This is a genomic window from Micromonospora sp. NPDC048868 (genome assembly GCF_043198195.1).
GTDB lineage: Bacteria > Actinomycetota > Actinomycetes > Mycobacteriales > Micromonosporaceae > Micromonospora > Micromonospora reichwaldensis.
The window spans coordinates 175216-189147 of the sequence record NZ_JBICUN010000002.1; the positions used below are offsets into that span (position 1 = coordinate 175216).

The following is a 13932-nucleotide window of genomic DNA, read 5'->3' on the forward strand; positions in this document are numbered from 1 at the left end:
GACCCGGCTGGCTACTGCTGCCCTCCTGGGCAGAAGAGTCGATCATGCGGCCCATTTTATCGGGATCGGCTGGATATCCGCTGAGGGTGTGCCGAAGGCCCCCGACGTCCGCGGCGAGGGGACGTCGGGGGGGCCTGCCCGGCGTCAGCTCTGGGTGATCTTCACGTCGTCCACGGCCGCCTCCACGAGGCTGGCGCCGCTGGCGTCGGCCGCGTCGATCACGATTCGTACGGTCTGTCCCCGCAGGGCCGAGACGTCGGCGGTGGCGCTCTGCCAGGCCGCCGCCCGGTCGGTCGCGGCCCCGGTGGCGTTCAGCGCGGTGACGGTGCCGCTGCCGACGACCCGTACGCGCAGGTAGTCGGCGCTGCTGGCGTTGTTCAGGTGGGCCAGGTACCAGGAGAACGAGAGGTTCAGCGTGCCGGTCGACGGCAGCGTGATGGCCGGCGACTGAATGGTGCTCACCCCGCCGTCGAGGTCGTACGCCCCGGCGCTGCTGCCGGCGAGCGGCCCGGTGACCAGGTCGTAGCTGCCGCTGACGGTCGTGCCGAGCTGGGTGGCGACGCCCGAGCTGGTGGCCGCGGGGTCGCCGCGCTCCCACCGGCCGAGGGTGGCGGTGTCGGTGCCCGCCGGGTTGGCGGCCCACCCGGTGGCGGTCTCGAAGGTGTCGCTGAAGACGGTGGTCCCCGGCGGGGTGCCGGTGCCGGCCAGCGCCCACACCGTGTACGCGATCGCGTCGGCGTTGCGGTCCAGCGCGGTGTCGTTGATGTTGGCGGTGGTGTCGCAGGAGCGGTGGTAGCACGGGTCGAACGCCTGACCGGCCGTGCCGCCCCAGAGCGAGGCGTGGGTGCTGGACTTGGTGCCCTCGGCCCCGGTGAAGGTGCCGCCGGCCGGGATGCCGACGCTGATAAACGGCCCGTAGTCGCTGCGGCCGTCGAAGTCGGTGCCCCGCGTGGGCACGCCGATCGAGGTGAAGTACGCCTGGATGGTCTGCTCGATCTGCGCGGAGCCGGCCGGGCCGGGGCCGGAGCCGACCCCGTCGGAGTTGTCGCCGTCGTAGACGAAGTAGCCGGCGTTGGGTGAGCCGACCATGTCGAAGTTGAGGTACTGCTTGATCTTGGTGCGCTCGGTCGACGGCAGGTTGTTCACGTAGTACTGGGAGCCGCGCAGCCCCAGCTCCTCGGCGCCCCACCAGCCGAAGCGCAGGTGCCGGGTGGGGGTGAAGCCGCTGCGGGCCACGGCGAGCGCGGTCTCCAGGATCGCGGCCGAGCCGGAGCCGTTGTCGTTAATGCCGGGGCCGGCGGAGACGCTGTCCAGGTGCGCCCCGGTCATCACCACCTGGTTCGGGTCTCCGCCGGGCCAGTCGGCGATCAGGTTGTAGCCGGTGGCGCCGCCGTAGCTGAACGACTGCACGACTGTGGTGAACCCGGCCGCGTCGAGCTGGCCCTTGACGTAGTTGACCGAGGCCAGGTAGCCGGGGCGGCCGTGCGCCCGGTTCCCGCCGTTGGCGGTGGCGATGGACTGGAACTGGGACAGGTGCGCCTTCACGTTGGCCAGCGGGACGTCCGGGGCCGCGGCGAGCGCCACGGGCGCGGCGGCGGGGACCGTGGCGGTGGGCGCGGCGGTCGCCGAGGAGGCGGTCACGACCGTCGCCGCCGCCACGGCCAGCGCGGCCAGCCAGGCGGAGCGGGGGGTGCGGGGTCTCATTGGTCCTCCGGGGTGGGGGTGGTCCGGTCCCGCGGGGTGGGCGGTGACCGGCGGACGGCCATCGATCGACGGCCATCACTGCGAAAGCGTGCAGCGGGGCACGCCCCCCGGCAAGACGCAAGACTCCGAATCGCCGCAGTCCCCGAATTGGGACGCCTCGGATGCGATCGGCCGCAGGCCGCGGGTCAGGACGGGTCGCCCCCGCCACCCGTACGGCGATCGGCTGACGCGAGCTCGTCGGCGTCGAGCAGGCCCGGCTCGACCCGGCCGGCCCGGTACGCGGCCCGGCCGATCATCTGGGCCGCCACGGGGGCGGTGGCCAGTTGGAAGATCCCGACCAGCGCCACCATGCCCAGGTCGGCCGGGGTACGCAGGCGCAGCGCCACGCCGAGCAGCAGGAGTAGCACCCCGAGCACCTGCGGCTTGGTCGCGGCGTGCATCCGGTCCAGGGTGCCCGGGAAGCGCAGCACCCCGATCCCGGCGGCGAGGCTCAGCAGGGCGCCTGCCACCAGGCAGCCGCCGCCCAGCCAGTCGGCCAGCGTGCCCCACATCAGGCCTCCCCGTCCTCGCGCACGGCGAAGCGGACCAGCGACACCGACCCGACGAAACCGAGCATGGACAGCGCCACCAGCACCGGCAGGGTGGTGGCGTGGTGGTTCACCGCGGCCTCCGCGCCGACCGCGCCGACCATCGTGGCGAGCAGCATGTCGGCCGCGACCACCCGGTCGATCAGCGACGGCCCCCGGTAGAGCCGGATCAGGGCCAGCAGCGCGGTCACCGAGAACAGGACGGTGAGGGTGGCGGCGAGGAACGTGATCACGGTTCGGGTCCCCTCTCGACGGGATCGGCGCTGACCCGGCGCACCTCGGCGTCGGAGCCGACCGCGCGGACGATCCGCCGCTCGACGGCGAGGATCCGCTGCCGGCTGCCGCGCAGGTCCTGCGGGCCGTGGGTGTCGAACACGTGCACGTAGAGGACTCCGACGTCCCGGTCCACCTCGACGATCAGCGTGCCCGGCACCAGCGAGATCGCCTCGGCGGTGAGCGCCAGGTTCAGGTCGGTACGCACCCGCAGGCGGACCGCGATGATCGCCCCCCGGGGCCGGTAGCCGGGCTGCACCGCGACCCGGGCGACGTGCGCGCTGGCGCTGACCAGTTCACCGACGAAGCGCACCGCGAAGACGACCAGCGGCCCGGGGCGCAGCCGGCCGCCGAAGCTCACCGGCGGCAGCGGGAAGAACACCAGCACGGCACCGGCCACCAGCGTCCCGCCCGCGAGGTTGCCCCACGAGAAGTCCCCCCAGAGCAGGCTCCAGACCAGCACCAGCCAGCCGAAGGCGATCAGTCGGTCGCGCCGCCGCCCCCGCCCGCCCGGCGGCGCCCCGGAGGCCGGGGTCACGGGACACCGACCGGCAGCACGGAACGGATGTACGGGGTGCGCTCGCGCAGGTCGACCGCCGCGTCGGCGGTGACGTCGAACAGCGGCCCGGCGACGACGGTAAGCGCCAGCCCCAGCCCGACCAGCGCGATCGTCGCGCCGACCATCAGCGCGGGCAGGTGGACGACCGGCTCGGTGGTGGCCAGCCGGGGGGCGCGCCAAAAGGCGATGTTCCACACCCGCGAGGCCACGTAGAGGGTGAGCAGGCTCGTCACCGTCCCCGCCGCGACCAGCACGCCGGGCAGCGGCTCGCCGGCCGCGACGCCGGCCTGGAGCAGGCCGAGCTTGCCGAGGAACCCGGAGAAGGGCGGAATCCCGGCGAGGTTCATGGCGGGGACGAAGAAGAGGACGCCGAGCAGCGGGGCCGCCCGGGCCAGCCCGCCGATGCGGCGCAGGTCGGTGCTGCCGGCCCGCTCCTCGACGAGGCCGGCGACCAGGAACAGCGTGGTCTGGATGGTGATGTGGTGCACCACGTAGAAGATCGCGCCGGAGAGCCCGGCGACGGTGCTCAGCCCCACTCCGAAGATCATGTAGCCGATGTGGCTGACCAGGGTGAAGGAGAAGAGCCGCTTCAGGTCGGACTGGGCGACCGCGCCGAGGATGCCGACCACCATGGTCAGCCCGGCCACCACCATCAGCAGCCCGGAGACGTGGCCGCCGGGAAAGAGCAGCGTCTCGGTGCGGATGATCGCGTACACGCCGACCTTGGTGAGCAGGCCGGCGAAGACCGCCGTGACGGGGGCCGGCGCCGTCGGGTAGCTGTCCGGCAACCAGGCCGAGAGCGGGAAGACCGCCGCCTTGACCCCGAAGGCGAGCAGCAGCATCAGCTCAAGGGTCAGCCGTACGCCGCCGGGCAGCGCGTCCAGCCGGTGCGCCAACTGGGCCAGGTTCAGCGTGCCGGTGGCCGCGTACACGAGGCCCACCGAGGCTAGGAAGATCATCGAGGAGAGGATGCTGACCACCACGTACGTCGAGCCGGTGCGGATCCGGGTCTCGGTGCCGCCGAGGGTGATCAGCACGAAGCTCGCGGCCAGCAGGATCTCGAAGCCGACGAAGAGGTTGAACAGGTCGCCGGCGAGGAACGCGTTGGTCACGCCGGCGGTCAGCACCAGGTAGGTGGGGTGGTAGATGGTCACCGGGACGGTCTCGCCGAAGTCCCCCTGCCCCTGGCCGACGGAGTAGAGCAGCACGCACAGGGTCACCGCCGACGAGACCACAAGCATCAGCGCGGCGAGCTGGTCCGCGACCAGCACGATGCCCACCGGCGCCGGCCACCCGCCGACCTGGACCACCACCGGCCCGTGCCGGTACGCCTGCACCAGCAGCACCGCCGCCACCGCCAGCGTGGCGGTCAGGCAGGCCACGCTGACGACCCGTTGCGCCCCGGGCCACCGGGCCAGCAGCAGGGTCAGCGCCGCGCCCAGCAGCGGCACCACCACGGGCAGCGGCACGAGCCAGCTCATCGGGCGCCCCCTCCCGCGTACCCGGTCATCCGGGGCCGTCCCCGCGGCGGAGCCGGCGCGGCGGCTCCGGGTCGACCTGCTCGGGGTCGGCGTCCGGGCCCTCGCCGCCGAGGTCGGCGGCGGCCAGTTCGCTGCGCTCGACCGCATGCCTGATCTGCCGGTCCTCGATGTCGTCGGGGACCTCGTCGTCGCCGGTGAGGTACCAGCTGCGGTAGCTCACCGCCAGCAGGAACGCGGTCAGTCCGAAGGTGATCACGATGGCGGTGAGGATCATGGCCTGCGGCAGCGCGTCGCTCAACGTGCCGGCGGGCGCCGTGCCGACCACCGGGGCGGCACCCGAGCGCCCGCCGAGCAGGATGAGCGCGTTCACCCCGTTGCCGAGCAGGATGACGCCGAGCAGGATCCGGGTCAAACTGCGCTCCAGCAGCAGGGTGACCCCGCAGCCGACCAGCACCCCGGCGGCGACGACCAGCACCAGGGTCGGCCCCGCGCCGGCCGTCCTCACGCCCCCTCCCCCTGCCCGTCGACCCGCAGGCCGCCCCCGGACTCGCCGGCCGCCTCGATGTGCCGGTCCACCTCGGCGCCGAGGCTGCGCAGGATGTCCAGCACCAGCCCGACCACGACCAGGTAGACGCCCACGTCGAAGAAGAGGGACGTGACCAGGTAGAAGTCCCCGATCACCGGCAGCCACAGGTTGATCCGGGCGCTCTCGAGCACCATGCCGCCCGCGAACAGGGCGACGGCGCCGGTGCCGATCGAGACGAAGAGGCCGGCGCCGAGCACCGTGCCGGCGCCGACCGGGGCGGCCTCGGCCAGCTCGTAGCGGCCGCCGGCCAGGTAGCGCACGGCCAGCGCCAGGCTCGCCACCAGGCCGCCGGCGAAGCCGCCGCCCGGCGCGTTGTGGCCGGCGAAGAGCAGGAACAGGGAGAAGACCACCACCGTGTGGAAGACCAGGCGGGTCACCACCTCGAGCACGATCGAACGCTGCCGCTCGTGCAGCGTCGACCCGCCGCGCAGCCAGACCCGGTGCCCCGGCCGCTGCACCCGGTCCGGCCGCTCCGGGCGGCGCGGGCGGGGCCCGGTGCGGGACCGCTGGAAGACCAGGCTGGCCACGCCGGTCGCGGCCACCACCAGCACCGACAGCTCGCCCATCGTGTCCCAGGCCCGGATGTCGACCAGGGTCACGTTGACCACGTTGCGGCCGTAGCCGTGGGTGACGGCCAGGTCCGGGAACTCGGCGGAGATGGTGGGCGCCCGCCGGGCCGAGGCGGCGGTCAGGGCCAGCCCGCCGACCACCACGCCGACCACCAGCCCGATCGTCCGACGCGCCCACTTCAGACGTCTCGGGCGGGCCGAGAACCGCTCCGGCAGCCGGCGCAGCACCAGCACGAACACCGCGATGGTGGCGGTCTCGACGAGGAACTGGGTCAGTGCCAGGTCCGGCGCGCCGTAGACCACGAAGAGCATCGCCGTGCCGTAGCCCGTCATGCCCACCAGCAGCATCGCCGTCAGCCGCCGGCGGGCGCCCACCGCCAGCACCGCCGCGACGGTCACCACCGCCACCACCACGACCTGCAACGGGCTGTCCCAGAGGGCGATCCGTTCCCGCCACGGTCGGGTGGCCAGCATCGCCCCGCCGGGCACCAGGACGAGCACGACCAGGATGACGCCGAGGTACTGCGGCAGCGAGCCCCGCTGGGTCGCGCCGGTGACCCTCATGGCCAGCCGGTCGAAGCGGCGGATGAACCACTCGTACCCCTGGTTGCCGCTGACCGGGACGTGCAGCCGGGCCAGCACCGGGGCGAGCGGGCCACGCAGCGCGAACAGCGCCGCGCCGCCGGCCACGGCCAGCGCGGAGAGGCCGAGCGCGGGGCTGAGGCCGTGCCAGAGTGCCAGGTCCTTGCCGACGACGCCGAACGACTCGGCGTACGGGCGGAGCAGGCCGTCGAGGATCCCGGCGGCCGGGCCGGCGGCCAGCCCGACGGCGGCCAGCAGGGCCGGCGGGGCGAGCATCGACGCGGGGATCCGCCCGAGCACGGCCGGTTCCACGCCCGGCCGGGTGGCGAACGCGCCCCAGACGAAGCGGGCGCTGTAGGCGACGGTGAGCGCGGTGCCCACCACCAGCACGGCGACGACGGCGGGCCGGTCGGTGAACGCGGCCAGCACGGCCTCCTTGGCGACGAAGCCGACCAGCGGCGGCAGCCCGGCCATCGAGGCGGCGGCGAGCACCGTCACGGCGACGAGCAGCGGCGCCCGGCGCCCCAGCCCGGACAGCTCCCGCAGGTCGCGGGTGCCGGTGCCGTGGTCGATGATGCCGACGACGAGGAAGAGCGGCGCCTTGAACAGGGCGTGCGCCAGCAGCATCGCCACCCCGGCGAGCGCGGTGTCGGGGGTGCCGGCCCCGACGGCCACCGCGATCAGGCCGAGCTGGCTGACCGTGCCGTACGCCAGCAGCAGCTTCAGGTCGGTCTGCCGCAGCGCCGCCCAGCCCCCGGTCAGCATGGTGGCCAGGCCGGCGACCACGACCACCGGCCGCCACGGGCCGGCGCTCGCCAGCGCCGGGGCGAGCAGCGCGATCAGGTAGACGCCGGCCTTCACCATCGCGGCGGCGTGCAGGTACGCGCTCACCGGCGTCGGCGCCGCCATCGCCACCGGCAGCCACGAGCTGAACGGCAGCACCGCCGACTTGGACAGTGCCCCGACGAGGATCAGCACGACCGCCGCGACGAGGTACGCCCCGCCCGGCAGCGGGGCGGCGGCGATCTCCGACCAGCGGTAGGTGCCGGCGTGCCCGCCGAGCATGATGAACCCCACAAGCATCGCCAGCCCGCCGAACGTGGTCACGGTCAGCGCCTGCGCCGCCGCCCACCGGCTGGAGCGCCGCTCCGTGCTGTGCCCGATCAGCAGGTACGAGAAGATCGTGGTGAGTTCCCAGCAGACGTAGAGCAGCAGCAGGTCGTCGGCGAGGACCAGGCCGAGCATCGCCCCCGCGAAGGCCACCAGCACGGCCGCGAACCGGGCCACGCCGGCGGACTCCCGACCGAAGTAGTGGGCGCTGTAGACCAGGACCAGCGCGCCGACGCCACCGACGAGCAGGGTCATCAGCCAGGACAGGGTGGTCAGCCGCAGCGCCAGGTCGACGCCGAGCTGGCCGATCCACGGGTACGTCTCGACCACCGCGCCGCCGTCGTGGACGGCGGGCGTGCGGGCCAGCGCCCAGCCGAACGCCGCCGCCGGCGCCAGCGCCAGCGGGTAGCAGGCGCGGGGACCCCACCACCGGACGAGCAGCGGCGCGACGAGGGCCGCCACGAAGTGGAGGATCAGCAGTACGAGCACCCGCGCTCCCGGTCGAGGTGGCTGCGGCGCGCGCCGGAGGTGGGACGGCACCTAGGTGCGATCAGACGCCAGATCGTCGCCCGGCGGGCGGTTTTGCGCGAATTCGTCCCGTTGTCGCCCGCGTGCGGGTAACCGGCCGAGAGGGTCGGCCAGCCGTCAGCCGAGGGGCGACACGGCAGGGGCGGCCGGGCGCAGGCGGAGGGGCGGCCGTCAGCCGACGGCGACGTCGGCGGTGGGGGCGACGGGCTCCCGGCCGGGGCGCTCCCGCCGGGGCTCCACCAGCAGGTCGGGGCGGCCGAGCTGGACCACGACCTTGTTGACCACCCGCTGGGCGGCGGCGAGGGAGCGCACCGGCAGCAACCGGCCCCGGCTCTCCCGGCGCAGCACGAAGTAGTGCACCGCGGCGCGGACCTGCCCCCGGTCGGCCGCGCTGGCCTGCGCGGTGGAGACGACCAGCTCCCGCAGCGCGGCGGCGAGCCGCTCGGCCAGCTCCAGCTCCGGGCCGGACAGCCCGGTGCGGACGGCAGCGAGGTGACTGTCGACCTTGCGGATGAGCACGTCGGTGCCGGGCTCGAAGCTCCGCTGCTCGACGGTCAATCCGATCTCCTCCACCCCGGGCCGACGCTCCGGGTGAAGTTACTTTATGTTGTGGGGCACAAGCAAGCAGTTAAGTAAGACTTAACGGATTGAACGCGCAAACATCGCGTATGAGCCGGAGCGGCGCAATGGCCCTCCGCCCAGAACCTCGATGTCACACCGCCGGGGCAGGATGGATGGCGTGACGGATGCGATGGCGGGTTTCGGCGCGGCCACCCGGGAGTGGTTCGGCGCCGCCTTCGCCGCGCCCACCGCCGCCCAGACCGGCGCCTGGGGCTCCGTCTCCGCCGGGCGCAGCGCGCTGGTGGTGGCCCCCACCGGCTCGGGCAAGACGCTGGCCGCGTTCCTCTGGTCGCTCGACCGGCTCGCCCGCGAGCCCGCCCCGGCCGACCCCCGGCAGCGGTGCCGGGTGCTCTACGTCAGCCCGCTCAAGGCGCTCGCGGTCGACGTCGAGCGCAACCTGCGCACCCCCCTCACGGGCATCCGGCAGGCCGCCACCCGGCTCGGCGTCGCCCCGCCGGAGATCACCGTGGGGATGCGCACCGGCGACACCCCCGCCGACGAGCGGCGGGCCTTCGCCCGCACCCCGCCGGACATCCTCATCACCACACCCGAGTCGCTGTTCCTGCTGCTCACCTCCGCCGCCCGCGACTCCCTGCGCGGCGTCGAGACGGTGATCCTCGACGAGGTGCACGCGGTCGCCGGCACCAAACGCGGCGCCCACCTCGCGCTCTCCCTGGAGCGCCTCGACGAGCTGCTGCCGGCCCCGGCACAGCGGATCGGCCTCTCCGCCACCGTCCGGCCCGTCGACGCGTGCGCCCGTTTCCTCGGCGGCGCCCGCCCCGTCGACGTGGTCGCGCCGCCCACCGCCAAGACGATCGAGGTCAGCGTCCAGGTGCCGGTGGAGGACATGACCCGCCTCGACGAGCAGGAGCCACCGGAGGACGACCTCGGCGGCCTCGGCGCGCGCCGGGCGTCCATCTGGCCGGCGGTCGAGGAACGCGTCTTCTCCCTGGTCAGGGCACACCGCTCGACCATCGTCTTCACCAATTCCCGGCGTTCCGCCGAGCGCCTCTGCGCCCGGCTCAACGAGCTGGCCGGCGAGGAACAGGCCGGTGCGCCCCCGCCGTCGCCGCGCGGCGCACAGGAGTGGGGCGGCCCCGAAGGACCGGTGCGCGTCGGCCGCACGCCGGCGGAGCTGATGGCGCAGGCCGGCGCGGCGGCCGGCGCACCGGCGGTGATCGCCCGCGCCCACCACGGCAGCGTCTCCCGGGAGGAGCGCAAGCACATCGAGGAGGCACTCAAGTCCGGCCAGTTGCCCGCCGTGGTGGCGACCTCCAGCCTGGAGCTGGGCATCGACATGGGCGCCGTCGACCTGGTGGTGCAGATCGAGGCGCCGCCCAGCGTGGCCGCCGGCCTGCAACGGGTGGGCCGCGCCGGGCACCAGGTCGGCGCGGTCTCCCGCGGGGTGGTCTTCCCCAAGCACCGGGGCGACCTGCTCTCGTGCACCGTGGTGGCCGAGCGGATGGCCGAGGGCGCGATCGAGGAGCTGCACCACCCGCGCAACCCGCTCGACGTGCTGGCCCAGCAGATCGTCGCCATGGTGGCGCTGGAGCCGTGGCGCGTCGGTGACCTGGCCGTGCTCGTACGCCGGGCGGCGCCCTTCGCCGAGCTGCCCGACTCGGCGCTGCACGCCGTGCTCGACATGCTCTCCGGCCGCTACCCGTCCACCGCGTTCGCCGAGCTGCGGCCCCGGCTGGTCTGGGACCGCGCCACCGACACGCTCACCGGCCGGCCCGGCGCGCAGCGGCTCGCGGTGACCAGCGGCGGCACGATCCCCGACCGGGGCCTCTTCGGCGTCTTCCTGGCGGGGGCCGAGCGGGCCGCCCGGGTCGGCGAGCTGGACGAGGAGATGGTCTACGAGTCCCGCGTCGGCGACGTCTTCCTGCTCGGCTCGTCGTCCTGGCGGATCGAGGAGATCACCCCCGACCGGGTGCTGGTCTCCCCGGCCCCCGGGCAGGCGGCGAAGATGCCGTTCTGGAAGGGCGACCAGCTCGGCCGCCCCGTCGAGCTGGGCCGGGCCATCGGCGCCCGGGTGCGCGCCCTGCTGCGGCAGGACGACGAGACGGCGGTCGCCGCGCTGCGGGCCGGCGGCCTGGACGACTGGGCCGCGGGCAACCTGATGGCCTACCTGCGCGAGCAGCGCGCCGCCACCCGGTCCCTGCCCGACGACCGCACCGTCGTGGTCGAGCGGTTCCGCGACGAGCTGGGCGACTGGCGGCTGGCCGTGCACAGCGTGCTCGGCGCCCGGGTCAACGGGCCGTGGGCGCTGGCCATCGGCCGCCGGCTCGCCGAGCGCTACGGCGTGGACGCCCAGGTGATGCCGTCCGACGACGGCATCGTGGTCCGCCTGCCGGACACGGCGGAGGAGCCGCCCGGCGCCGCCGTGGTGGTCTTCGAGCCCGAGGAGATCGCCCAGCTCGTCGAGGAGTCGGTCGGCACGTCCGCGCTCTTCGCGTCCCGGTTCCGCGAGTGCGCCGCCCGGTCGCTGCTGCTGCCCCGCCGCGACCCGCGCCGCCGCCAGCCGCTGTGGCAGCAGCGGCAACGCGCCGCCCAGCTGCTCGACGTCGCCCGCGAGTACGCCGACTTCCCGGTCACCCTGGAGGCCGCCCGGGAGTGCCTCCAGGACGTCTTCGACCAGCCCGCGCTGGCCGAGTTGATGCGCGACCTGGCCGCCCGCAAGGTGCGCCTGGTCGAGGTGGAGACCGCCCAGCCGTCGCCGTTCGCCCGGTCGCTGCTCTTCGGCTACGTCGGCGCCTTCCTCTACGAGGGCGACGCGCCGCTGGCCGAGCGCCGGGCCGCCGCGCTGGCGCTGGACTCGACCCTGCTCGGCGAGCTGCTCGGCCGGGTCGACCTGCGGGAGCTGCTCGATCCGGCGGTGCTGGCCGAGACCGAGCGGCAGCTGCGCTGGCTGACCGAGCAGCGCCGCCCGCGCGACGCGGAGGACGTGGTCGAGCTGCTCCGCGTGGTCGGCGACCTGTCGGAGGCGGAGCTGGCCGAGCGGGGCGCCTCCCCCGGGTGGCTAACCGAGCTGGCGGCGGCCCGCCGGGTGCTGCGGGTGCGCGTCGCAGGCGAGGAGCGCTGGGTCGGCGTCGAGGACGCGGCGCGGCTGCGTGACGCCCTCGGCGTGGCCCTGCCGGTCGGGGTGGCCGAGGCGTACCTCGCCCCGGTGGCCGATCCGCTCGGCGACCTGGTCGCCCGCTACGCGCGTACGCACGGGCCGTTCGCCGCCGCCACCTGTGCGGCCCGTTTCGGGCTCGGCGTCTTCGTGGTCGAGCAGACGCTGCGCCGGCTCGCCGCCACCGGTCGGGTGGTCGCCGGCGAGTTCACCCCCGACACAGCCGGCAGCCAGTGGTGCGACGCGGAGGTGCTGCGGCTGCTGCGCCGCCGGTCCCTGGCCGCGCTGCGCCGGGAGATCGAGCCGGTGCCGCCCCGCGCGCTGGCCGCGTTCCTGCCCCGCTGGCAGCAGGTCGGCTCGTCCGCGCGGGGGGTGGAGGCGCTGGCCGCCGCCGTGGAGCAGTTGCAGGGCGCGGCGGTGCCGGCGTCGGCGCTGGAACGGCTGGTGCTGCCCGGCCGGGTCGCCGACTACTCCCCCGCCCAGCTCGACGAGCTCTGCGCCAGCGGCGAGGTGCTCTGGGCCGGCTCCGGGGCCATCTCCGGCGGGGACGGCTGGGTCACCCTGGCCTACGCGGACGTCGCGCCGCTGCTGCTCCCCCCGCCCGACGAGGCGCTCACCCGCACCCCGCTGCACGACGCGGTGCTGGACGCGCTCGGCGACGGGCAGGCGCTGTTCTTCCGGTCGCTGTCCGACCGGGTCGGCTCGACCGACGACGCCGCGCTGACCGCCGTCGTCTGGGACCTGGTGTGGGCCGGTCACCTCACCAACGACACCCTGGCGCCGCTGCGCGCGACGCTCGGCGGCGGTGGGGCGCACCGGTCCCGTGCCACCACGCCGCGCACGCGTTACCGGCGCCCCGGGCGGGTGGCCCTGCCGACGCGCGGCGGCCCGCCGACCGTGGCCGGCCGCTGGTCCCGCCTGCCGGAGCGCGACACCGACCCGACCCGGCGCGCCGCGGCCCTGGCCGACGTGCTGCTCGAACGGCACGGCGTGGTGACCCGGGGCGCGGTCATGGCCGAGCAGGTGACCGGCGGTTTCGCCGCGGTCTATCCGGTGCTCTCCGCGCTTGAGGAGCGCGGCGCGGCCCGGCGGGGCTACTTCGTCGAAGGGCTGGGCGCCGCGCAGTTCGCGGTGCCGGGGGCGGTGGACCGGATCCGGGCGCTGGCCGAGCCGACCGACGGCGGGCGGGGGCGTGGCGGGCCCACGTTGGTGCTCGCCGCGACGGATCCGGCCAACCCGTACGGTGCGGCGCTGTCCTGGCCCGAGCGGGTGGTCGACTCGGGCGACGGGACGGCCCCGGCGACCGGGCACCGGGCGGGGCGCAAGGCCGGCGCCGTGGTGGTGCTGGTCGCCGGCGACCTGGTGCTCTACGTCGAACGCGGCGGGCGGACGATCCTCTCCTTCACCGACGACACCGAGCTGCTGACGGCGGCCGGGAAGGCGCTCGCCGACGCGGTCCACTCCGGCGCGTTGGGCGCGATGTCGGTGGAGCGGGCCGACGGCGAGGCGGTGCGCTCCTCGCCGCTGCGCAACGCCCTCACCGCCGCCGGCTTCCGGGCCACCCCGCGCGGCCTGCGCCTGCGCGGCTGACCCGCACCGTCAGCGCAGGCCGGTGAGGACCTTCTCGTACCTCGCGCGATCGGCGGCGGGGGTCTTCGCCTCCAGGTAGTTGAGCACCACCGTGCCCCGCCGGAACGACTGCCCGCCCCACGTCTCGGCGATGTCGCTGGCGCTGGTCTCGTCGGGGAAGACGTACACGGTGACGGCGTCGGTCGCGACCAGCTCGGAGCAGCCCAGGCCGAGCCCGTCCGGGCCGCACTCGACCGACCGGTCCCGGGGGTTCGGCACCTTCAGCCCGGCGGCCTTGAACGCGTCGACGACCTGCCGCGCTCCGGGCGTCCCGGTCGGGCGGGCCGGCAGCTCGACCGGCGGCGGGCTGGCGGGGCGGCGCTGGGTGGGCCCGCTGGCGCTCGGAGCCGCCGGGCCCGCCCCCGTCGGCCGGGCGCTCGGCGGGGCGGCGGGCGTCGCCGTGGCTTCCGCCGCGCCGGTCGGGCCCGGGGACGGCACGTCGGCCGGGGTCGACGCCGTGGCGGCCGGTGGCGCGGCGCGCCGGTCCTCCGCGTCGTCGCCGCAGGCGGCGGTGAGGGCGGCGGCGATCACGAGCACCGCGACGGCGGGCAGGCTCCGGTTGGTCACCTCTGGCAGTCTGCCCAACCG

General features: G+C 75.2%; 10 protein-coding genes. 1 reads left to right on the top strand and 9 read right to left on the bottom strand.

The annotated features are described in order from the left end of the window. Nucleotides 1–144 precede the first annotated feature (144 nt). The 8 genes from ACGFNF_RS03700 to ACGFNF_RS03735 all read right to left on the bottom strand — a co-directional run bounded on the left by ACGFNF_RS03700 (nt 145) and on the right by ACGFNF_RS03735 (nt 8537). Nucleotides 145–1704: a M28 family metallopeptidase gene (locus tag ACGFNF_RS03700; protein ID WP_393165529.1), complete on the bottom strand. Its 1560-nt coding sequence runs from the start codon at nt 1702–1704 to the stop codon at nt 145–147. A gap of 185 nt (nt 1705–1889) precedes the next feature. Continuing rightward, nucleotides 1890–2255 carry a monovalent cation/H(+) antiporter subunit G gene (gene mnhG / locus ACGFNF_RS03705; RefSeq protein ID WP_393165534.1) on the bottom strand — a complete coding sequence of 122 codons (366 nt, stop codon included), beginning with the start codon at nt 2253–2255 and terminating at the stop codon, nt 1890–1892. Continuing rightward, on the bottom strand, nt 2255–2524 hold the full coding sequence (locus ACGFNF_RS03710; protein WP_357577358.1) for a monovalent cation/H+ antiporter complex subunit F: 270 nt from the start codon (nt 2522–2524) through the stop codon (nt 2255–2257). Before ACGFNF_RS03710 ends, mnhG begins: the two co-directional genes overlap by 1 nt. After that, nucleotides 2521–3102, bottom strand: a complete 582-nt coding sequence (locus tag ACGFNF_RS03715; protein ID WP_393165536.1) for a Na+/H+ antiporter subunit E — start codon at nt 3100–3102, stop codon at nt 2521–2523. Before ACGFNF_RS03715 ends, ACGFNF_RS03710 begins: the two co-directional genes overlap by 4 nt. After that, on the bottom strand, nt 3099–4604 hold the full coding sequence (locus tag ACGFNF_RS03720) for a Na+/H+ antiporter subunit D (RefSeq protein WP_393165538.1): 1506 nt from the start codon (nt 4602–4604) through the stop codon (nt 3099–3101). Before ACGFNF_RS03720 ends, ACGFNF_RS03715 begins: the two co-directional genes overlap by 4 nt. A 25-nt stretch (nt 4605–4629) precedes the next feature. Further along, nucleotides 4630–5109: a Na(+)/H(+) antiporter subunit C gene (locus ACGFNF_RS03725; RefSeq protein WP_393165540.1), complete on the bottom strand. Its 480-nt coding sequence runs from the start codon at nt 5107–5109 to the stop codon at nt 4630–4632. Next, nucleotides 5106–7940, bottom strand: coding sequence for a Na+/H+ antiporter subunit A (locus tag ACGFNF_RS03730; protein ID WP_393165542.1), 2835 nt, complete (start codon nt 7938–7940; stop codon nt 5106–5108). The genes ACGFNF_RS03725 and ACGFNF_RS03730 overlap by 4 nt, the downstream gene beginning before the upstream one ends. 210 nt (nt 7941–8150) lie before the next feature. Continuing rightward, the gene (locus ACGFNF_RS03735; RefSeq protein ID WP_393165544.1) at nt 8151–8537 is read right to left on the bottom strand and encodes a hypothetical protein; all 387 of its coding nucleotides are present in this window, start codon (nt 8535–8537) and stop codon (nt 8151–8153) included. A 172-nt stretch (nt 8538–8709) separates the two neighbouring features. On the opposite strand from ACGFNF_RS03735, the gene ACGFNF_RS03740 reads away from it, so the two are divergent. Beyond that, nucleotides 8710–13305: an ATP-dependent helicase gene (locus tag ACGFNF_RS03740; protein WP_393165546.1), complete on the top strand. Its 4596-nt coding sequence runs from the start codon at nt 8710–8712 to the stop codon at nt 13303–13305. 9 nt (nt 13306–13314) lie between these two features. On the opposite strand, the gene ACGFNF_RS03745 is transcribed toward ACGFNF_RS03740, so the two are convergent. Next, nucleotides 13315–13911 carry a hypothetical protein gene (locus ACGFNF_RS03745; RefSeq protein WP_393165548.1) on the bottom strand — a complete coding sequence of 199 codons (597 nt, stop codon included), beginning with the start codon at nt 13909–13911 and terminating at the stop codon, nt 13315–13317. Nucleotides 13912–13932 lie beyond the last annotated feature (21 nt).